The organism is Streptomyces sp. NPDC032091, from assembly GCF_055580265.1.
Genome location: NZ_JBVILR010000007.1, coordinates 238667 through 259167, shown reverse-complemented (window position 1 = coordinate 259167; position 20501 = coordinate 238667). Strand labels below are relative to the sequence as shown.

Genomic DNA, 20501 nt, shown 5'->3' with positions numbered 1-20501 from the left:
GGATAACTCTGTGGAGAGTTGACGCCGGTGTGATCAGGTGAGTGCGGCCGTCCGCACCATGATCAGGGCTGCCGCCAGCAGGAAGACCGCCACACAGGTCCCCGCCTGGACGAGCGTGCGCTTCCTGCCGGTGGCCGGCGCGAGCAGCCCCAGGCCGAGGAGCGCGCCCGTCACCAGGCCGCCGATGTGCGCCTGCCAGGAGACCGACCAGCCGCCCCCCAGGGGCACGAAGGTCACCAGCAGCATCAGACCGAGGGTGATCAGCACCGGGCGCATCTCGTACCGCAGGCGGCGGGCGAGGACGACGGTGGCGCCGAGCAGCCCGCAGATGGCGCCGGACGCGCCGAGGGTCGGGGTGTTCGGCGCGGTCAGCAGGTAGACGAGGGCGCTGCCGCCCAGGCCCGACAGCAGGTAGAGGGCCAGGTAGCGGGCGCGGCCCAGGGCCGCCTCCAGCGGGCCGCCGATCACCCACAGGGCGACCATGTTGCCGAAGATGTGCCACCACTCGACATGCAGGAACACCGAGGTCAGCAGCCGGTGGTACTGCCCCGTGGAGATCCCCTCGACGGGCGCCCCGTAGTACTCCACGTACCGGCCGAGCAGCTCCAGCTGGACGGACAGGCCCGGGACGGCGTACGCGGCGAGGAAGACCGCGGCGTTGATCCCGATCAGGATCTTGGTGACCAGCTGGGGGTCGGCGGCGACCAGCCCGCCCGCGACTGTGCGCGGGGCGTTGGCCGCCGGGGCGTGGCCGGTGCCGGAGCCGCCCCGGACGCACTCGGGGCACTGGTAGCCGACCGAGGCGCTGATCATGCACTCCGGGCAGATGGGCCGGTCGCAGCGGGCGCAACTGATCCCGGTGTCGCGGTCCGGGTGCCGGTAGCAGCCCGGCAGACGCTCGGTGTCCATCGGTCCCCTCGGTCGGCGGCGGGGCAGGGGCCGCGCCCCTGCCGGTCCGTACACGTCCAGTCCGTACACCTCCCCTACGGACGGGCGCCCCGCGTTGTTCCCGTCAGCGCGTGGCCTCGCGCCGCTCGACGGAGACGGACTGGATGATCACGTCGTCCAGCGGCCGCTCGGTGCGCGGGTTGGTGGGTCCGGAGGCGATGGCGTCGACGACCTTCCGGCTGGCCGCGTTCGCGACCTCGCCGAAGATGGTGTGCTTGCGGGTCAGCCACGCGGTGGGCGCCACGGTGATGAAGAACTGCGAGCCGTTGGTGCCCGGGCCGGCGTTGGCCATGGCGAGCAGGTAGGGCTTGGTGAAGGCCAGGTCGGGGTGGAACTCGTCGGCGAACTGGTAGCCCGGGCCGCCGGTGCCGTTGCCCAGCGGGTCGCCGCCCTGGATCATGAAGCCGCTGATGACGCGGTGGAAGACGGTGCCGTCGTACAGCGGGGACGTGGTCTTCTGGCCGTCCGTGGGGCGGGTCCACTCGCGGGCGCCCGTGGCGAGCTCCACGAAGTTGCGGACGGTCTTCGGCGCGAAGTTCTCCAGCAGCTCGATCTCGATGTCGCCGTGGTTGGTCTTCAGGGTGGCGTAGAGCTTCTCGGCCACGGATCTGCCTTCCATAGTCATCACTGTCGGTCCCGATCCTCCCACGGAGGGCAGCGCGCGGCGGAAATTCCTCCACCCGGATGCCCTGTCACACATGCCGCACGCCGATATGGCAGGCATGATCCGACAAAGGGTGGATAGGTGAACCGTGTCCGCCACCGAGGAGGAGGATCCCGTGACCCGCAAGGACAGCGTGAGCCTGGCCGCCGAGAACGCCAGGGACGCCATGAGGCACGCGGCGGAAGTGGTGGCACCCTACGCGGGGACCGCCAAGGACGCGGCCGTCCACTACGCGAACGAGGCGAACGCCCGACTGGCCCCGAAGGTCTCCTACGCCGCCGGCCAGGCCTCCCAACAGGCCCGCGCCGTCTACGACACCCATCTGCACCCCCGGATGCACGCGGCGCGCACGCACCTGCCCCCGCAGGTGGACCGGGCCGCCACCAAGGCCGTCCACCAGACGCGGCAGGCCTGCCGGCACGCCGTCGACTACACGGCGCCGCGCCTGGAGAGCGCCCTCGCCGCCGCCCACCCGGTGGCCGAGGAGGCCGCGGACCGCTCGATGGCGGCGCTGGCCGCCCTGCGCGGGCAGGTCTCCGCCAAGGACGTGCAGCGGCTGGTGCGGCGCGGCGAGCGGCGGGCCAAGTGCGGCCGGATGTTCAAGGGGTTCGCGGTGGCCGGTGCGGTCGCCGCCGTCGCGTTCGCCGCCTGGAAGTGGTGGGACCAGCAGTCGAACCCGGACTGGCTCGTGGAGCCCCCGGCCGCGACCGAGCTGTCGGCGCAGGACGCCGCGCCGGCGAGCTTCGACGACGAACTGGCCGAGAAGGAGGAGGAGAACGGGTCGCACTGAGCGCACCCGCTCCGACGGCAGGGGCCCGGATCCACGCGGATCCGGGCCCCTGCCGTCGCGCGGACCGCCCGCTCAGGCGGGCAGCGTCAGGACCTGTCCGGGGTGGATGAGATCCGGGTTGGCGCCGATCACGCCCCGGTTCATGGCGTACAGCTCGCGCCAGCGGGCTTCGTTGCCGAGCTCGCGGCGGGCGATCGCGGAGAGCGAGTCCCCCGGCTTGACGGTGTACGTGCGCTTCTGCGCGGTCGGCGCCGGCTTGGGCGGCACCGGCACGGCCTTGTGGGCCGCCGACAGGTCGCTGGGCTCGGCCGGCCCCGGATGCGGCCGGGACGTCCCGGCCCCCGCCGCCGGCGGCGTCCCGGCCTTCGGCGCCGACGGCGCCATCCGCTCGGCCGCCGCCTTGGTGGCCGCCGCGTCGGTGTACTTCGACCCCATGTCGGAGGGCGTCGGCGGGGCGGCGCCGGCGCCCGGAGCGGCGGACTGCTGCTCCGTCTGCTCCTCCTGCTTCTTCTTGTCGTGCTTCAGGAAATCGAAGAGTCCCATCTGCGTGCGCCTCCGGCGTGGTGTGGGGTGCCCCCTGGGATGCGTGCCACCACCCACTGTCGGCCACGGGACGCGGCGCGGCCCTGTGACAGGGCCGTCCGGGGGACCCCACAGACCCCCGGAGCGCCCCGTCACAGGGCCGGATCGGTGCCGGGACCTCAGCGGTCCCGGAGCTCCAGCGTGCAGCACTTCACGCTGCCGCCGGCCTTGAGGAGCTCGGAGAGCTCGACGCCGACCGGCTCGAAGCCGCGCGCCCTCAGCTGGGCGTGCAGACCGGTGGCCGCGGCCGGCAGGAGGACGTGGCGGCCGTCGGAGAAGGCGTTGAGCCCGAAGACGGCCGCGTCCTCGGCGCTCGCCAGGATCGCGCTCGGGAACATGGTCCGCAGGACGGCCTGGCTGCCCGGGGAGAAGGCGGCCGGGTAGTACATGACCTCGTCGTCCGAGAGCACGGCCAGCGCGGTGTCCAGGTGGTAGTAGTCCGGGTTCACCAGCGTCAGCGAGGTGACCGGCAGGCCGAGGAACTCCTGGGCCTCCAGGTGGGAGCGCGGGTCGGTGCGGAAACCGGTGCCCGCCAGGATGCGCCGGCCGACGGTGAGGAAGTCCCCCTCGCCCTCGTTCACGTACTCGGGCCACAGGACGTCCTTGTAGCCGCGGCCCTCCAGCCAGCGCAGGTACGCGGGCCCCTCCGCGGTGCGCTCCGCGTGCCGGAAGCGGGCGCCGTAGACCCGGCCGTCGACGACGGTCGCGCCGTTGGCGGCGAACACCATGTCGGGCAGGCCGTCGAGGGGGTCGATCTCCTCCACCACGTGGCCGAGGTCCAGGTAGAGGTCGCGCAGCCCCTCCCACTGGCGGACCGCGAGCGCGTTGTCGGTGGCCAGCTGCGGGTTCATCCACGGGTTGATCGAGTACGTCACGTCGTAGTGCCGGGGTCGGCACATGAGCAGGCGGCGGCGGGTGGCCACCCGGGCCGGAGCGGCCGGCCGGTAGTACGTGCCGGCGGGCGTGATGGTGTCGGTGATCGGCACGAGCACTCCTTGTCATGGGTGTGGGGGCCCATCGAAAGCGCGCCGCACGTTGACCGGAAGCGCCCTCGAGGGCCGGTCAATCAACGCTCCGGACCTCATCTCGGCGGAGTTGATTGTCCGTGCCGTCCACGGCTTCCGGGCAATCGCCCCGCGGCGTGGAATCCCGTTATCGCTCCCCCTCTCGGAGGTGCCAGTCGCCTGGTGAAACGTCTCGGCCGACCGTCCGCACCTGTCCCACCCGTCCCACACGGAGGTAACTTCCATGGCACATCGCAAGGTCGAACTGCTCGCAGTCGGCGCAGGCCCGGCGAACCTGGCCCTGGCCGTGGCGATCGAGGAGCTCGCCCCTGAGCTGGCCGGCGACACCCTGCTGATCGAACGCGACCAGGACATCGTCTGGCAGCGCGGCATGCTGCTGCCCGACGCGCTCAGCCAGGTGTCCTTCCTCAAGGACCTGGTGACCCTGCGCAACCCGCAGAGCCGCTTCTCCTTCGTCAACTTCCTCCACGCCAACGACCGCCTCGACGCCTTCGTCAACCTGGGCAGCTGGGTCCCGTACCGCAGCGAGATCTCCGAGTACCTCCAGTGGGTCGCGAACGAACTCACCACCGTGCGCATCGATTACGGCCGCGAGTGCGTCTCCGTCACCGCGCGGACCGCCGAGGACGGCGAGATCACCGGCTGGGTGGTCACCCTGGCCGACGGCGACACCATCGAGTGCCGTTACCTGGTGGTCGGCGCGGGCCGCGACGCCCACGTCCCCGAGGTGTTCGCCGGCCTGCCGGCCGAGCGGGTCATCCACAGCACCCAGTACACGCAGCGCATCCGCGAGGTGAACGCCGGACTCCCGCACCGGGTCGCCGTCATCGGCGGTGCCCAGAGCGCCGCCGAGCTCTTCGGCCAGGCCCTGCGGGACCTGCCCGAGTGCCGCCCGACGATGATCATGCGCTCCATCGGCCTCAACGGCTACGAGAGCAGCAAGTTCACCAACGAGCTGTACTACTCGTCCTTCATCGACGAGTTCTACGACTCGGCCCCCGAGGCCCGCCGGCAGCTGCTGAACGAGATGTACCGCTCCAACTACGGCGGTCTGGCCCCGGCCACCCTGGACGCCCTCTACCGGCAGTTCTACCAGGACCGCCGCAGCGGCGAGGGCCGCCTGGGCATGCAGCCCATGACCGACGTGCGCGGCGCGCGCATGGACGGCGACGAGGTCGTCCTGACCCTCGCCGACCGCAAGACCGGTGCCGAGCGCGAGATGCGCACCGACCTGGTCCTCCTCGGCACCGGCTTCGTCCGGGACATGCCGCGCACGGTCCGGGCCCTGGGCGACTCCATCGGCCTGGAGCGGATCGAGGTGAGCCGCCACTACCGGCTCGACCTGGGCCGCCCGGCGAGCGCCGCCGTCTACCTGCAGGGCGTCAACGAGGCCACCCACGGCATCGCCGACTCGCTGCTCAGCGTCCTCGCGGGCCGTTCCGCCGAGATCACGCTCGACATCCTCGCGCACCGCTCCACCGCCCCGGTGGCCATCCCGGCCCAGGCCCGCGAGCTGGCCCTGGCCGGCGCCGCCGTCTGACGGCCGCACGGCCCCGTACGCACTCCGCCACCCCACGAGAGAGACCCACCCGATGCTCATCAAGCACCTGGACCGCCCCGGTCTGGTCCACGAGAACGGACTGGACGCCCAGCGGCTGCTGCCCTGGCCCGAACTGAACGCCCCCTTCGAGGGCTCGTGGTGCGTGATCGCGCCCGGCACCGCCTCGACCCCGCACGCGCACCACGAGTACGAGATCTTCATCGCCGTCTCCGGCTCCGCGTTCCTGGAGTCCGAGGGCGAGCGCGTGCCCTTCGAGACGGGGGACATCGTCCACTTCACCCCGGGCACCGGGCACCGGGTGGTCAACGAGTCCGACACGGACTTCGAGATGTACAGCGTCTGGTGGGACCTGGAGATGACCGAGCGCTTCTCGGCCCGTCACCCGGAGGGCGCCAAGTGACGCGCCGTACGGTCATCATCGCGCCCCCGCCGACCCCCAACGGGGACCTGCACACCGGGCACCTGGCGGGGCCCTTCCTGGCCGGCGACGTGTACGCCCGCTACCTGCGCGCCTCGGGCCGCCCGGTGACGTACACCAGCGGCACCGACGACAGCCAGACCTACGTGGTCGCCAGCGCCCTGCGCGCCGGGCTGGAGCCGCAGGAGCTCGCCGACCGCTCCGCCGCGCAGATCACCGCCACCCTGGAGGCGGCGGGGGTCTCCGTGGACGGCTTCGCCCCCTTCGACCAGGGGTACAGGACCACCGTCCTGGACTTCGTCACGGACCTGCACGCCGCGGGGGCGTTCCGGCTGAAGACGGTCCGCTTCCCGTACGTGGAGGCCACCGGCGAGTACCTCGTGGAGGGCCTGGTCGCCGGCGACTGCCCGGTCTGCCTCCTGGAGAGCCGGGGCGGGCTGTGCGAGTCCTGCGGCCACCCGAACAACTTCGACGAGCTGCTGAACCCGCGCTCCACCACCGACCCGGACGCCGTGGTCACCCACCGCGAGGCGCAGGTCCTGGTGCTCCCGATGGAGGAGTACCGCAACCGCCTGATCGCCTACTACGCCTCGCACCGGGACGTCCTGCGCCCGCACACCGAGCAGCTGGTGCGGGAGGCGCTCGCCCGGCCGCTGCCCGACTTCCCGATCACCTACCCCGTCTCCTGGGGCATCCCGGCGCCGTTCGCCGAGACCCCGGGGCAGGTCCTCAACGCGTGGGCCGAGGGCATGGCCGCGTCGATGTACTGCACCTGGTGGGCGGCCGCCCAGCAGGGCGACCGCACCGACGCGTTCGACGAGCACTGGCTCGCCGAGAACGACATCGAGCTCGTCTACTTCCTCGGATTCGACAACGTCTACTTCTGGGGAATGACGCACCTGGCGCTGCTGATGGCGCACGGCGGCCGGTACGTCGAACCGCACGCCATCGTCTCCAACGAGTTCTACGAGCTGGAGAACCAGAAGTTCTCCACCAGCAAGGGACACGTGGTCTGGGCCGCCGACCTGGTGGCCGAGGTCCCCCGGGACCTGGTCCGCTTCTACCTGGCCCTGACCGCGCCCGAGCACTCCCGGACGAACTTCAGCCGCGCGGCCCTGGACTCCCTGGCCTCCTCCCGGCTGGTCGAGCCGTGGAACCGGCTGGCCGCCCGGGTGGCGGAGCTGCTCGACGGGGTGGCCGAGGGCGCGCCGCTGCCGGTGTCCGACACCGGCGCCGAGCGGGCGGGGATCCTCGTCGACCGCTTCCGCGCCCACTACGAGCTGGCGAGCTTCAGCCTGCACCGGGCCTCCGACCTGGTCGTCGTCTCCCTCGACCGGCTCCTCAAGCAGGCCGGGCGCACCACGGCGGGCGACCTGCCGGCCACCGGCGACCTGCTGCTGTCCGTGCGCGCGCTGCTCGCCTGCGCCGCTCCGCTGCTCGTCGACCTGGCCGAGCGCGCCGAGGCGGCGGGCATGGACCTGAGCCTGCCGGGCCGCTTCACCGCGGCCACCCCCGTTCCCGCCCTGCGACTGCCCACCCTGTCCACCGCCGTGGGGGCCTTCGCCGCCCCCGCCGAGCCGGTCGACGCCCGAGTCTGACCCCCCGAGGAGCCCCTGTGTCCACGACCGCCCCGCCGAAGGCCAACAAGGCCGAACGGCTGCTCGTCCCCGCGACGTTCATCACCAACCTCGGCAACGGCATCCAGCTGACGGCCGCCTCGTACCTGGTCTTCACCGCCCAGAACACCATGCTCGCGGTCAGCTGGCTGATGATCGCCGTGACCATCCCGCAGGTCGCGCTGTCGGTGTACTTCGGCAAGCTCGTCGACCGCTTCGACCGCCGCACGCTCGCGGTCACCTCCGACCTGGTCAGCGGTGTGGCGGCGATCGGCCTCCCGCTGTGGCTGGCGCTGGGCGGCGAGCCGTCCACGGTCAGCTACGTGGCCAGCTTCGTCCTGTCGATCTCGGCGGCCCTGTTCTTCCCGGCCAGCAACGCCCTGATCAAGGAGCGCATCCCGGAGGACCGCCTCGCCAAGTTCAACGGCAACTCCGAGGTCGCCATCCAGGCCGGCTCGCTCGCCTCGGCGGCCCTCGGCGGCTGGGTGATCGTCTGGACCGGCGTCGACGCCCTCTTCTACTTCAACTCCGCGACGTTCTTCCTCTCCGCCCTGATGCTGTTCGCGATCGGCCGCCGCCCGGCGGGCTCCACGAGCTCCGCCGCCGCCGCGGCCGCCAAGGCCACCGCCGCCGCCAAGGCCTCCGGGCCCCGCCCGCCGCTGGCCCGCCTCGCCCTGCTCTACGCCATCGGCAACATCGTCATCATCACCGGCAACAGCATCATGCTGGTCCTGGTCATCGACGCCTTCCACAGCAACACCGGCTACCTGGGCATCGTCGACGCCCTCTTCGGCATCGGCGCCCTGGCCGCGCCCTGGACCTTCGGCAAGCTCAGCGCGAAGTCCGGGCTCGTGAAGACGGCCCTCATCGGCTACCTCGTCTGGGCCGTCATCCTGGTCACCGAGTCCCTGCACCTGTACGCGATGATGGCGGCCATCCCGTTCGCCGGCATCACCTTCTGCGTGGCCCGCATCGCGGCCCGCACCGCCCTGATGAAGGCCGCCCCCGAGGAGCGCACCGGCTTCGTCTTCGGCGCCACCAACGCCTTCGGCCTCGCGGCGGGCACCGCCGCCGTGACGGGCATCTCGCTGCTGGTCGACGCCACCAAGGTGCAGTACGGCTTCTACGCCCTGTCCGCCCTGGTCGTGGTCGTCGCGACGGCCACCGTCCTGGCCCTGCCGAAGTCCTTCCTCGCGGCGTCCGCCACCGGCGACGAGCCCGCCGCCGTCCCGGCCCCCGCCCCGGCCGCCGAGTCCGCATCCGACGCCGACGCCGAGGTCCTCGTGGCCGCCGCGGCCCAGTCCTGAGAGGGCGAACGAGATGAAGCTGCTCGCCGTAGAGGCCAGCCAGAACGCCACGTACTACGTGTCGCGCTACCAGCAGGTCGAGGCGCTCGGGGCCGAGCTGTACGTGCTCAACGGCCTGGGCACCGAGGACTTCTGGGAGGCCTCCCGCTACCGGATCGCCGGGTCCCAGCAGATCGAGGACATCATCACGGCGGCCAAGCGGTGGCACGCCGAGGAGGAGTTCGAGGGGGTCCTGACCTTCTCGGAGTCGGGCGTGGTCGCGGTCGCGGCCGTCGCCGAGGCCCTGGGCCTGCCGGGCATCGGCGTCGAGGCCGCCCGCACCAGCCGCAACAAGTACCTGATGCGCCAGGCGCACGAGCGCGGCGGCGCCGCGCACCCCGCCTTCCGCTTCGCCGCGGACGTGGAGACGGCCCTGGCCGCCGGCACCGACCTCGGCTACCCGCTCATCCTCAAGCCGACCCTGGGCGCGGCGAGCAACTTCGTCTTCAAGGTCGACGACCCCGAGGAGATGCGGGTCCGCTTCGCCGACGTGATGACCGGCATCGAGACCATGACCTGGGCGCTGATGGAGGCCGAGGGCCTGGACCTGGGCCCGAACGGTGTCATCATCGAGGGCTACCTCGACGGCCACGAGCACCTCATCGAGGCCGTGGCCTGGGACGACGAGGTCTACCTGGGCTCCATCGTCGACCGGATCACCGTCGAGAGCGGCACCTTCGACGACGACGTCCACCACGCCCCGACCTCCCTGACGCCCGAACAGGTCGAAGAGGTCCACCGGGTGGTCAGGACGGCCGCCCACGCCCAGGGGCTGCGCCGGGCCGTGCTGCACGCCGAGATCCGCTTCCACCAGGGCCGGCCGTTCGTCCTGGAGATCGCCGTCCGCCCCGGCGGCGGCGGCCTGGACCACATGGCCCGGATCAGCGCCGGACACGACCCGATCCGGTGCGTGGCGGACGTCTCGCGCGGCGCCCGCCCGGAGGTCTCCGCCTACTCCCCGACGGACGTGCACACCGCCGCGATGTGCCTGATCAGCGGCTCGGGGACGGTGGCCTCGGTCGAGGTGCCGGAAGGGGCCGCCGAGGACCCCTCGGTCTTCTTCCTCAAGATCACGGCCACCCCCGGCACGGTCATCAAGCGGCCGCCGGCCGGCAACAACATCCTCGGCTTCCTCGGCGCCCGCGGCGCCTCGCTGGAGGAGGCCCTGAGCACCGCCCACGTGATGGCCAGCCGCATCCGCACCGAGATGAGGCCGGAGCATGCGTGAGGCGACCAAGCGGCACTACCTGATGTGCCCGCCCGCCCACTTCGAGGTCAGCTACGCCATCAACCCGTGGATGCGGCCCGACAAGCCGGTGGACACCGAGCTGGCGATGGCGCAGTGGGAGCGGCTGCGGGAGCTGTACCTGGAGCTGGGCCACGAGGTCGACCTGATCGACCCGGTGGAGGGCCTGCCGGACATGGTGTTCGCCGCCAACGGGGCCACCGTCGTCGACGGGAAGGTGCTGGTGGCCCGCTTCCGCCACGAGGAGCGGGCCGCGGAGGCGGCCGCGTACCGGACCTGGTTCGCCGAGCGCGGCTACGCCGAGGTCCACGTCCCGGAGTACGTCAACGAGGGCGAGGGGGACTTCGCCCCGGCCGGCCGGCGCATCCTGGCCGGCACCGGGTTCCGCAGCGACGCGGCGGCCCACGAGGGGCTGAAGTCCTTCTTCGGGCTGCACGTGGTCGTCCTGACCCTGGTCGATCCGCGCTTCTACCACCTGGACACCGCCCTGTGCGTCCTGGACGACGAGACGGTCATGTACTACCCGGCGGCGTTCTCGGCCGAGAGCCTGGCGGTGCTGCGGGCCCTGTACCCGGAGGCGGTCATCGCCTCCGGCGAGGACGCGGAGGCCTTCGGGCTGAACGCGGTCAGCGACGGGCTCAACGTGGTGCTGCCGGAGACCGCCACCGGGCTGATCGCCGAGCTGCGCGAGCGCGGGTTCGTCCCGCACGGGATGGACACCTCGGAGCTGCTGAAGGCCGGCGGATCGGTGAAGTGCTGCACGCTGGAGATCCGCCGGTGAGCATCGACTACGACGGCAGGCGCTTCCGCAACACCGGCTACGCGCCCGGCGCGAGCGCCCCCATCGGCCACTACCGCCACGAGGGCGACCTGCTGTGGGCCCACTTCGACGGCGGCCCGGTCCGCCGGGGCTCCCTCACCGGCCGCGTCGAGGCCGACGGGAAGCTCGAATTCACCTACACGATGGTGCTCGACGACGGCGAAGTGGTGGCCGGGCGGTGCTGGAGCACCCCCGAGTTCCTCGCCGACGGGCGCATCCGGCTGAACGAGCGCTGGGAGCGCTACGGCGCCGGCGCGAGCAGCGGCGAGTCCGCCCTGGAAGAGGTAATGACATGAGCACGACCACCCTGACCCCGCGCCGCGGCGGGAGCGTCACCTGGGCCTGCACCAGCGGGTTCAGCCCGGTGTTCGTCTTCCCGTTCACCCCCGGCGACTACTACGGCGTCGCCAACCTGCACGAATTCCAGACGCTGATGTACCGGCCGCTGTACTGGTACGGCAGCGGCGGACAGCCGACGGTCGACTACGAGCGCAGCCTCGCCGAGCCCCCCGTGTGGGACGCCGACGGCCGGACGGCGACGCTCACCATCAAGCCGTACAAGTGGTCGAACGGCGAAACGGTCGACGCCGACGGCGTGATGCTGTGGATGCACCTGCTGGAGGCGGAGAAGGAGCGTTTCGGCGGCTACACCCCGGGCTTCTTCCCCGACAACCTGGTCTCCTACGGGAAGGTCGCCGAGGACAAGGTCAGCTTCACCTTCGACGACGCGTACTCCCACAACTGGGTGCTGATGAACCAGTTCAGCACCATCACCCCGCTGCCGAAGGCCTGGGACCGCACCGCCGACGACGCGCCGGCCGACGCCACCCACGACCCCGCGCAGGCCTCCGCCGTCTACGCCTACCTGCGGGCCTGCAACGACGACCGCGCGGGCTGGGACACCAGCCCGGTGTGGAGCGTGGTCAACGGCCCCTGGCGGATGGACCGCTACACCATCGACGGGGTCTCGGGCGAGTGCGTGCTCGTCCCGAACGAGAGCTACTCGGGCCCGAACAAGCCCCACCTGGACGAGTTCCGGCTGATCCCGACCGACTCCGACGGCGACCAGTACGAGCGCCTCCTCAAGGGACCCGACGTCCCCGACGGCGTACAGATCGGCTTCCTGCCGTTCGACGAGATCACCGAGCCGGCCGAGGACCCGATGACCGGCGGCCCCAACCCGCTGGGCGAGCACTACGACCTGCTGCCCCAGCTCACCTACAAGATCCATTACTTCCCGATCAACTTCAACAACCCGACCGTCAAGGGCCGGATCTTCAAGGAGCTCTACTTCCGGCAGGCCCTCCAGTCCTGCCTCGACTCGAACGGCGCCATCCGCGACGTCTACAAGGGCTACGGCTACCCGACCACCGGCCCCGTCCCGGCCCTCCCCGACAGCCCCCTGCTCTCCCCCGCCCGCCGCCAGGACCCGTACCCCTTCGACGTCGACCGGGCCCGCTCCCTGCTGGAGGCCAACGGCTGGGACACCTCCACCACCCCCGCCGTCTGCGTCCGCCCGGGCACCGGCCCCGGCGAGGCCGGCGAGGGCATCCCGGCCGGCACCCCGCTGCGGTTCTCGATGCGCTACGCCCAGGGCCACGAGACCCTCACGGAGGTCATGCGGAAGTTCGCCGCCGACGCCGCCCGGGCCGGCATCGAGATCGAGCTGACCGAGGTCGAGGCGAGCGTCCTGGTCCTGGAGGACACCACCTGCACCCCGGGCCCCGACAGCCCCTGCCTGTGGGAGTTCAGCGACTGGAACGGCGGCTGGGGCTACGGACCCGGCTTCCACCCGACCGGCGAGGCCCTCTATTCCACCGGATCCTCCGTCAACTTCGGCAGCTACAGCGACCCGAAGGCCGACGCGCTGATCGCGCGGACCGTCGTCAGCGACGACCTGGCCGACCTGCACGCCTACCAGGACTACATCGCCGAGCAGGTCCCGGTGATCTGGATGCCGAACTTCCCCTTCCGGCTGCTGGAGGTCGCCAAGGGCCTCCACGGCGTCGCCCCCGTCAACCCCTTCGGGCTCATCAACCCGGAGGACTGGTACTACGCGGAACAGGAGCTGTGATGTACGGGAAGCTGATCGACCTCCTCGACTCCCACCAGGCCCGCTACCGGCTGATCGACCACCCCGCCGAGGGGCGCACGGACCTCGCGAGCCTGCTGCGCGGCCACCCGCTCGAAGAGGCCGCCAAGTGCCTCATCGTCCGGGTGAGCATCACCAAGCGCACCGGCATGTACGTGCTGGCCGTGGTGCCCGGCGACCGCCAGGTCGACATGGACGCCCTCGCGGACCTGGTCGGCGGCTGCGGCCGCACCGCCTTCGCCACGCGGGAGATCGCGGAACGCCTCGCCGGCAGCGTCAGCGGCACGGTGATGCCGTTCGGCTTCCACCCGGACCTCCACCTGATCGTCGACGAGCGGCTGCTCGACCACGACGAGATCTGGTTCAACGCCGCCCGCCTGGACCGCTCCGTGGCCCTGAACACCGCCGACTACCTCCGCATCGCCGCACCGCGCGTCGCGGCGATATCGACCGCCGGCGACCGGGTCCTCGCCGCCGCGGCCGGCTGACGCGCGGGAACGGCACACCGATGGACGCCCACACGACCGACGCACGACGAACGACGAACGAGGTGAAGGACATGACGGACGACGCAGTGGTGATCCTGGTCGGCAGCGGGGGCCGCCCCTACCGCGAGTACCTGCTCGCGGGAGCGGCCCGCCGCCACCCGGTCTGGATCCTGGACGCGGTGGACCCCACCTGGCAGGAACCCTACGTACGCGGCTCCACCACGGTCCCCCTGCTGGACGCCGAACGCCTGGTCCCCGACCAGGAGGCGCTCATCGCGGCCGCCGAGGAGGTGGCCCGCACCCACCGCGTGGCGGGCGTGTTCAGCTACGACGAGACCCTCGTGGTGGCCACCGCCCACATCGCCGAACGGCTCGGCCTGCCCGGCCTGACCGTGGCCGGCGTGGAGAACTGCCGCAACAAGCACAACACCCGGCAGGTGCTCACCGCCGCCGGACTGCCCCAGCCCCGGTTCGCCTACGTCACCGAGGCCGACGAGGCCCTCGTCACCGCCGACTCCTTCGGCTACCCGGTCGTCCTCAAGCCCCGCGGCATGGGCGCCAGCATCGGCGTCATCCGCGTCGACGGCCCGGACGAGGTGCTCACCGCCTTCGACGTCGCGGACTCCGCGAGCCGCGGCGGCTCCCTGTCCTACGAGGGCGGGGTGTTGGTCGAGGAGTGCGTGACCGGACCCGAGATCAGCATCGACGGGGTCAACTTCGACGGCACGTACACGCCGCTGTTCCTCGCCCACAAGGAGCTGGGCCCCGCCCCGTACTTCGAGGAGACCGGCCACACCCTCAGCGCCACCGACCCGCTGCTGGAGGACCCGGAGCTGCTGCACGTCCTGCGGACGGCCCACCGGGAGCTGGGGATCGCGTACGGCATCACCCACACCGAGGTGAAGCTGACCTCCCGCGGCCCGGTGATCATCGAGGTGAACGCCCGGCTCGGCGGCGACCTCATCCCCTACCTCGGCAAGCTCGCCACCGGCGTCGACCCGGCCGCGCTGGCCGTGGACGCGGCGACCGGCGTCCGCCCCGAGTGGACCCCCGCCCACCGGCGCACCGTCGGCATCCGCTTCCTCTACCCGCACGCCAACGGCACCGTCCGCTCGGTCGACGTCCCCGCCCCCGCGGACAGCCCCGGCCTGCTGGAAGCCGTCCCGATGGTGGAACCCGGCACCACCCTGCTGCTCCCGCCGGAGGGCTACCTCGCCCGCTACGCGTACGTGATCTGCGCCGGCGAGGACCCCGACGGCGTCGAGGAGGGCCTCGACAAGGCGGCCGCCCTCACCACGCTCGTGCTCGACAGCTGACCCACCGGTCCCGCCGGCAGACGCCGGCAAGACCTTCGCCGACAAGGAAAGCGAGGTGTGCGATGAGGGTGACAGTGGTGGGCGGAGGCGTGATCGCCCTGCTCACGGCAGTCGAGTGCGTACTCGGCGGGCACAAGGTCACGATCGTGGACCAGGGCCCCATCCCCTTCAGCCGGGCCACCTCTTTCGACCAGCACCGGATCCTGCGGGCCCTGCACCCCGCCGACCCGCCGGCCACCGCGGCCGCGCTGCGGGCGCACCACCGCTGGCTCGAACTGCAAGAGCTCTTCTCGACCCGCTTCTACGAGCAGGTCGGCGCCCTGACCGTGCTGCCCCCCGCGGCGGCCGCCGCCGGAGCGCTGCTCGTCGCCGGCGCCGGGGGCAACGCCCGGGAGTTGACCGCCGCCGGTCTCGCCGACCGCTACCCGCACCTGTACCTGGACGGCGCGCTGGGCGCCGTACTGGAGGACGAGGCGGGCGTCCTGCTCGCCGACCGCGTCCTGAACGCCTGCGTCGCCTGGCTCAAGTGGCAGCCCGGCATCGAGCTGATCGAGCACCGGGCGGCGACCGAGGTCGACGGCGACGGCGGCAGCGTCCGGCTCGCCGACGGGCGGGTGCTGCGCGGCGACGCCGTCCTGGTCGCGGTGGGCCCCTGGTCGCGCGGCCTGCTCCCGCCGGAGATCGCCGAACGGCTGGTCCTGTCCCGCCAGTCCCTGCTGTACTGCCGGGTCCCCCGGGGGCAGGCGGCCGCCTGGGCGGCCACCCCGGCCGTCCCGTCCCTCGGCACCCGGCGCGGCGCCTGGCTGATCCCGCCCGTGGCCGGCACCGCCCTCAAGATCACCTCGGCGTCCGTCTGCCGCGAGGTCGACGAGATCACCGACTACGGCACCGAGGACGTCTTCCGCCGGCAGCTGGAGGCGGAGTTCGCCGACCTGATCCCCGGCATCGGCCCCGCCTGGATCCTCGACGCCAAGGACGCCTACTACATGTCCTTCGCCGACACCGGCGGCCCGCTCCTGGTGGCGCTCGGCGGCACCGGATACGCGTACGCGGCCTGCGGCGGCACCTCCTTCAAGTTCGCCCCGCTCATCGCCCGGTCCCTGGCCGATCGGCTGACCGGCGGCGACCCCGCGCCGATCGGGGTCACCGCCCTCGACCACCCCCTGGACGCCACCCGGCTCGTCCCCGCCGCCTGACCCCCGACCCCCTTCACCACCACACAGACGAGGAGCACCACCATGAGCGGCCCGAACCTGACCTACGAAGAAGCGGCCGCCCGGAGTGCCCTGCTCTCGGTCACCTCCTACGAGATCGGCCTCGACCTCACCCGGGGCCCCGACACCTTCCGCTCGACCACGCGCGTCCGCTTCACGGCGGATCCCGCCGGACCCGCGTCCACCTTCGCGGAACTGCTGGCCGAGCGGGTCCACGGAATCACCCTCAACGGGCGCGCCCTCGACCCGGACACCGTCCACCGCGGCGGCCGCGTCCACCTGGACGGGCTCGCCGCCGACAACGAGCTCCTCGTCGTCGCGGACTGCGCGTACTCCAATACCGGCGCGGGACTCCACCGCTCGGTGGACCCGGTGGACGGGAAGGTGTACCTGTTCACCCACTTCGAGGTGCAGGAGGCCCGCCGGGTCTTCACCACCTTCGAACAGCCCGACCTGAAGGCCCCGTTCACCTTCACCGTGACCGCCCCCGCCGCCTGGACGGTCCTGTCCGCCTCACCCACCCCCGAGCCCGAGCCGGCCCCGGACGGCGCCGCCGTCTGGCGGTTCGCGCCCACGCCGCCGCTGCCCACCTACCTGACCTCGATCGTCGCCGGCGAGTACCACCTGGTCGCCGACCACTACACCGCCAAGTCCGGCCAGGAGGTCCCGCTGCGCCTGGCCAGCCGGGCCTCGGCCGCCGCCCACCTGGACGCCGAGGAGCTCTTCGAGACCACCAAGCGCGGCCTCGACTTCTACCTGGAGGCGTTCGACACCGACTTCCCCTTCGCCAAGTACGACCAGGTCTTCGTCCCCGAGTACAACCTCAGCGGCATGGAGAACGCGGCCACCGTCATCCTCCGCGAGAACTTCGTCTTCCGCTCCAAGGTCACCGACGCGGTCCGCCACCGCAGGGCCGCGACGATCCTCCACGAGCTCGCCCACATGTGGTTCGGCGACCTGGTCACCATGCGCTGGTGGGACGACATCTGGCTGAAGGAGACCTTCGCGACCTACATGTCGGTGCGCGCCCAGGTCGCCACGACCCGCTGGCACGACTCCTGGACCGGCTTCGCCAACGCCGACAAGGCCAACGCCTACCGGCAGGACCAGCTCCCCTCCACCCACCCCGTCGCCAGCCCGGCCGCCGACATCGAGCAGGCCCTGGAGAACTTCGACCAGATCACCTACTACAAGGGCGCCTCGGCCATCAAACAGCTGGTCACCCTGGTCGGCGACGAGGCGTTCCTGGCCGGGATGCGCACGTACTTCGCCCGCCACGCCTGGGGCAACAGCACCCTCGCCGACCTGCTCGGCGCACTGGAGGAGGCATCCGGCCGGGACCTGGGCGCCTGGGCGCGGGAATGGCTGGGCCGGGCCGGCGTGAACACCCTGCGCCCCTCGTACACGGTGGACGAGGAGGGCCGCTTCACCTCCTTCGCCGTCCTCCAGGAAGCCCCGGCCGAGCACCCGTACCTGCGCGCGCACCGGCTGGCGGTGGGCCTGTACGCCCGGCGGGAGGACGGACTGCGCCGGGTCGGCCAGGTGCACGTCGACGTCTCCGGCGCCCGTACCGAGGTGCCCGCCCTCGTCGGGACCGCCCGCCCCGACGTGGTCCTGCTCAACGACGAGGACCTCACCTACGCCCTGATCCGGCTCGACCCGCACTCCCTGAGCGGCCTCCTCGACAGCCCCGACGGCATCGGCGCCTTCACCGACGGCCTGCCGCGCGCCCTGACCTGGGCCGCCACCTGGGACATGGTCCGCTCCGGCGAACTGGCCGCCGGGGACTACGTCCACCTCGTCCTGGCCGGCGTGGACAGCGAGAGCGACACCGAGGTCGTCCAGACCCTGCACACCACCCTGCTGACCGGCCTGGAGCAGTACACGGCCCCGCAGGCCCGCCGGCAGCTGCGGGCCACCGTGGCAGAGGCCGCCCGCAAGCGGCTGACCTCGTCCGAGCCGGGCAGCGACATCCAGCTCGCCTGGGCACTCCTGCTGGCCCGGGTCGCGGGCACCACGGCCGACCTGCGGCTGGTCGCCGGCCTGCGGGACGGCACCGTGGAGATCGAGGGCCTCGTCGTCGACGTCGAGCTCCGCTGGGCCCTGCTCGCCGCCCTCGTCCGGGGCGACCAGGCCGGGCCCGCCGAGATCGAGGCGGAACGGCTGCGCGACGGCACCACCGCCGGCGCCGAGTACGCCGCGGGCGCCCTGGCGGCGCGGCCCGACGCGGCCGCCAAGGCCGAGGCCTGGGAGGCGGCCGTACGGGGCGACGTGAGCAACGGCACCCGGCGGGCGCTGGTCGGCGGGATCCACAGCCCCATCGGCCTCGGCATCGCCCAGGGCTGCCAGCGCGAACTGCTGCGCCCGTACGCGGACCGGTACTTCGCGGAGATCGGCGAGGTGTGGGCGGGGCGTTCCGCGGAGGTGGCCCGCACCCTGGTGACCGGGCTCTACCCGCGGCTGCTCGTCGAGCAGGAGACGGTGGACCGCACCGATGCCTATCTGGCCGAGGCCGCGCCCCCGCCCGCCCTGCGGCGCCTGCTCACCGAGGCCCGCGACGAAGTGAGCCGCGCGCTGCGCGCCCAGGGGGTGGACGCGGCAGCGCGCGGCTGAGACCCCCCGGGGGAAGGGGGCCGGCCGGAGGGCCGGGCGGTACCGGAGGGGGGCCGGTACCGCCCGGCCGTGACCCGTACCGGAGGGGGACCGGTACGGGGGACGGGGCCGGGCCGTCAGGCCCGGTGCGCCGGCTGCGGCGCGGCGGCCGCCCGGGCGGCGGCGACCACCGCGGCGGCCGCGGCGGCGGCCGGAGTGGCGGCGGCCGGGGCACCGGGGGGCGCCTCCGGCTCGGGCTGGGCCAGCGCGAAGGCCCGTACCACCGGCGGCAGGCCGTACTGGCCCGGCAGGTCGGAGGGCGCGAGCAGGCCGGCGTCCAGCAGGCTCTCCAGGAGGTCCTCGACCGGCTCCGCCGACCGCTCCACCGCGTGGACGAGCGCGTCCGCGCACTCGTACACCACCGAGTCCACCGACAGCCGTCCCGAGGCGGCGATCCGGCGCAGCAGGGGCCGGGCCCACGGGACCGCCGAGCGATAGGCGGCGTCCAGGCGCCGGTTCAGGCTGTCGTCCCCGGCCCGCAGCCGGGACAGGAACAGCCCCGGCACCTGCACGCCCTCGCCGAGCAGCTCCGAGACGCAGTCCTCCAGCATCCACTCGGGCCGGGCCGCGATGCGCCGGCCGGCCAGGTTCAGCGCGGCGGGCAGGTCCCCGCAGGCCTCCGCCAGACGCAGGCAGGCCCGCGGTTCGGCGCCCACCCGCTCCTCGCCGAGCTGCCCCACCAGCAGCTCCACCGACTCGTCCCGCTCCAGCACCGGCAGCCGCATCCGGTTGACCCCGTCGAGGCCCAGCAGCCGGGAGCGGCTGGTGACGATCATCCGGCTCTCGGGCGCGGCGGCCAGCAGCTCGCGCACCTGGCGCTCGTGCTGCACCCCGTCGAGGACCACCAGGACCCGGCGGCGGGCGAGCAGCGAGCGGTACAGGCCGAAGCGCGGGCCGGTGTCGTTCGGGATCCGGTCGGCGGGCATGCCGAGCGCCTCCAGGAAACCCCCCACGATCCCGTGGGCGTCCTTGCGGCCGTCGGCGGCCGGGTCGAGGTCGACGTACAGCTGCCCGTCCGGCAGGTCCGCCGCGAGCTCGTGGGCCAGCCGCAGCGCGAACGCCGACTTGCCCACACCGACCTGACCGGTGATCACCAGCGGCCGGGGCGCGGTGTCCGCGCCCTCCCGGGAGTCCGTCAGCGCCCGGGCCCGCTGGAGCAGGTGGCCGCGCCCGACGAGCCGGTGCGGCTCCATCGGCAGCTGCGCCGGCGGGGGCACCGCGGCCCGTACCGCGGCGGCCCGCAGCTCCGCCTCCTGGTGCTGCTGCACGCTCTTGGCGGCCGGACGGGAGACCCCTTCGGCCCCCTCGGCCCCGGCGGCCTCGCGCCAGCGGCGCTCCCAGGTCGCCCGGTCCCCGCCGCAGGCCTCGGCGAAGGCGAGGGCCACCTGGAGGGTCGGGAGCCGGTATCCGGCGGCCGCGTCGGAGAGCACCGACGCGGAGAACATCGCCCGGTTGGCCATGTCGCGGTAGCCGGGGCTGCCCGCGGCGGTCCGGAGCCTGCGCAGCTCCCGGGCGAACGCGGTGACGGGTCCCGCGTCCGGGGCGAGGGGTCTCTCCAGTCTGCCCACCTTCTGCTCCTTTGCCGCTCGCTGTGTCCAATGCGCCTGGCGACACCGGCCGTCCGGGCCGGTCCTGTCGACCCGCACAGCCTCCGTGTTCGGATTCCCGTTCCCTTCCCGGAGCCTTACCGCGCACAGGGGAACCGCCTATGATCCCGTTGGCA

Annotated in this window: 18 protein-coding genes; 13 read left to right on the top strand and 5 right to left on the bottom strand. The window is 72.8% G+C overall.

Features of this window, described 5'->3' with window-relative positions; genetic code table 11:
• Window positions 1-33 precede the first annotated feature (33 nt).
• Window positions 34-909 carry a rhomboid family intramembrane serine protease gene (locus tag ACZ5NJ_RS14655; protein ID WP_468765193.1) on the bottom strand — a complete coding sequence of 292 codons (876 nt, stop codon included), beginning with the start codon at window positions 907-909 and terminating at the stop codon, window positions 34-36.
• Between the two features lie 103 nt (window positions 910-1012).
• Window positions 1013-1552: a peptidylprolyl isomerase gene (locus ACZ5NJ_RS14650; protein ID WP_468765256.1), complete on the bottom strand. Its 540-nt coding sequence runs from the start codon at window positions 1550-1552 to the stop codon at window positions 1013-1015.
• 175 nt (window positions 1553-1727) lie between these two features.
• Here ACZ5NJ_RS14650 and ACZ5NJ_RS14645 point away from each other — a divergent pair, with 175 nt between their 5' ends.
• Window positions 1728-2402 carry a DUF5324 family protein gene (locus ACZ5NJ_RS14645; RefSeq protein ID WP_468765192.1) on the top strand — a complete coding sequence of 225 codons (675 nt, stop codon included), beginning with the start codon at window positions 1728-1730 and terminating at the stop codon, window positions 2400-2402.
• A 72-nt stretch (window positions 2403-2474) separates the two neighbouring features.
• Here the strand turns inward: ACZ5NJ_RS14645 and ACZ5NJ_RS14640 are convergent, their stop codons facing one another.
• The gene (locus tag ACZ5NJ_RS14640; protein WP_468765191.1) at window positions 2475-2945 is read right to left on the bottom strand and encodes a LysM peptidoglycan-binding domain-containing protein; all 471 of its coding nucleotides are present in this window, start codon (window positions 2943-2945) and stop codon (window positions 2475-2477) included.
• Between the two features lie 158 nt (window positions 2946-3103).
• Window positions 3104-3970: a dimethylargininase gene (gene ddaH, locus ACZ5NJ_RS14635; RefSeq protein ID WP_468765190.1), complete on the bottom strand. Its 867-nt coding sequence runs from the start codon at window positions 3968-3970 to the stop codon at window positions 3104-3106.
• Window positions 3971-4232: 262 nt separating this feature from the next.
• Here ddaH (ACZ5NJ_RS14635) and ACZ5NJ_RS14630 point away from each other — a divergent pair, with 262 nt between their 5' ends.
• From ACZ5NJ_RS14630 to pepN, 12 genes are all read left to right on the top strand, one after another.
• Window positions 4233-5549 (top strand): SidA/IucD/PvdA family monooxygenase, encoded by a 1317-nt coding sequence (locus ACZ5NJ_RS14630; protein WP_468765189.1) that lies wholly within the window; start codon window positions 4233-4235, stop codon window positions 5547-5549.
• A 52-nt stretch (window positions 5550-5601) separates the two neighbouring features.
• Window positions 5602-5970 (top strand): cupin domain-containing protein, encoded by a 369-nt coding sequence (locus tag ACZ5NJ_RS14625; protein WP_395510906.1) that lies wholly within the window; start codon window positions 5602-5604, stop codon window positions 5968-5970.
• Window positions 5967-7586 carry a class I tRNA ligase family protein gene (locus tag ACZ5NJ_RS14620; protein ID WP_468765188.1) on the top strand — a complete coding sequence of 540 codons (1620 nt, stop codon included), beginning with the start codon at window positions 5967-5969 and terminating at the stop codon, window positions 7584-7586. The genes ACZ5NJ_RS14625 and ACZ5NJ_RS14620 overlap by 4 nt, the downstream gene beginning before the upstream one ends.
• Before the next feature lie 17 nt (window positions 7587-7603).
• Window positions 7604-8911 (top strand): MFS transporter, encoded by a 1308-nt coding sequence (locus tag ACZ5NJ_RS14615; protein WP_468765187.1) that lies wholly within the window; start codon window positions 7604-7606, stop codon window positions 8909-8911.
• A 13-nt stretch (window positions 8912-8924) separates the two neighbouring features.
• Window positions 8925-10178, top strand: coding sequence for an ATP-grasp domain-containing protein (locus tag ACZ5NJ_RS14610; protein WP_468765186.1), 1254 nt, complete (start codon window positions 8925-8927; stop codon window positions 10176-10178).
• Entirely contained in the window at window positions 10171-10977 is an 807-nt protein-coding gene (ddaH, locus tag ACZ5NJ_RS14605; protein WP_468765184.1) for a dimethylargininase, read from the top strand. Before ACZ5NJ_RS14610 ends, ddaH (ACZ5NJ_RS14605) begins: the two co-directional genes overlap by 8 nt.
• Window positions 10974-11312, top strand: coding sequence for an avidin-fold protein (locus ACZ5NJ_RS14600; protein WP_468765183.1), 339 nt, complete (start codon window positions 10974-10976; stop codon window positions 11310-11312). Before ddaH (ACZ5NJ_RS14605) ends, ACZ5NJ_RS14600 begins: the two co-directional genes overlap by 4 nt.
• Window positions 11309-13090, top strand: a complete 1782-nt coding sequence (locus ACZ5NJ_RS14595; protein ID WP_468765182.1) for an ABC transporter substrate-binding protein — start codon at window positions 11309-11311, stop codon at window positions 13088-13090. Before ACZ5NJ_RS14600 ends, ACZ5NJ_RS14595 begins: the two co-directional genes overlap by 4 nt.
• Window positions 13090-13596, top strand: a complete 507-nt coding sequence (locus tag ACZ5NJ_RS14590; RefSeq protein WP_468765181.1) for a YbaK/EbsC family protein — start codon at window positions 13090-13092, stop codon at window positions 13594-13596. Before ACZ5NJ_RS14595 ends, ACZ5NJ_RS14590 begins: the two co-directional genes overlap by 1 nt.
• 71 nt (window positions 13597-13667) lie before the next feature.
• Entirely contained in the window at window positions 13668-14912 is a 1245-nt protein-coding gene (locus ACZ5NJ_RS14585) for an ATP-grasp domain-containing protein (RefSeq protein WP_468765180.1), read from the top strand.
• 62 nt (window positions 14913-14974) lie between these two features.
• On the top strand, window positions 14975-16108 hold the full coding sequence (locus ACZ5NJ_RS14580) for an NAD(P)/FAD-dependent oxidoreductase (protein WP_468765179.1): 1134 nt from the start codon (window positions 14975-14977) through the stop codon (window positions 16106-16108).
• A 42-nt stretch (window positions 16109-16150) separates the two neighbouring features.
• On the top strand, window positions 16151-18739 hold the full coding sequence (pepN, locus tag ACZ5NJ_RS14575) for an aminopeptidase N (RefSeq protein ID WP_468765178.1): 2589 nt from the start codon (window positions 16151-16153) through the stop codon (window positions 18737-18739).
• Window positions 18740-18855: 116 nt separating this feature from the next.
• Here the strand turns inward: pepN and ACZ5NJ_RS14570 are convergent, their stop codons facing one another.
• Window positions 18856-20346, bottom strand: a complete 1491-nt coding sequence (locus ACZ5NJ_RS14570; protein ID WP_468765177.1) for an AAA family ATPase — start codon at window positions 20344-20346, stop codon at window positions 18856-18858.
• Window positions 20347-20501 lie beyond the last annotated feature (155 nt).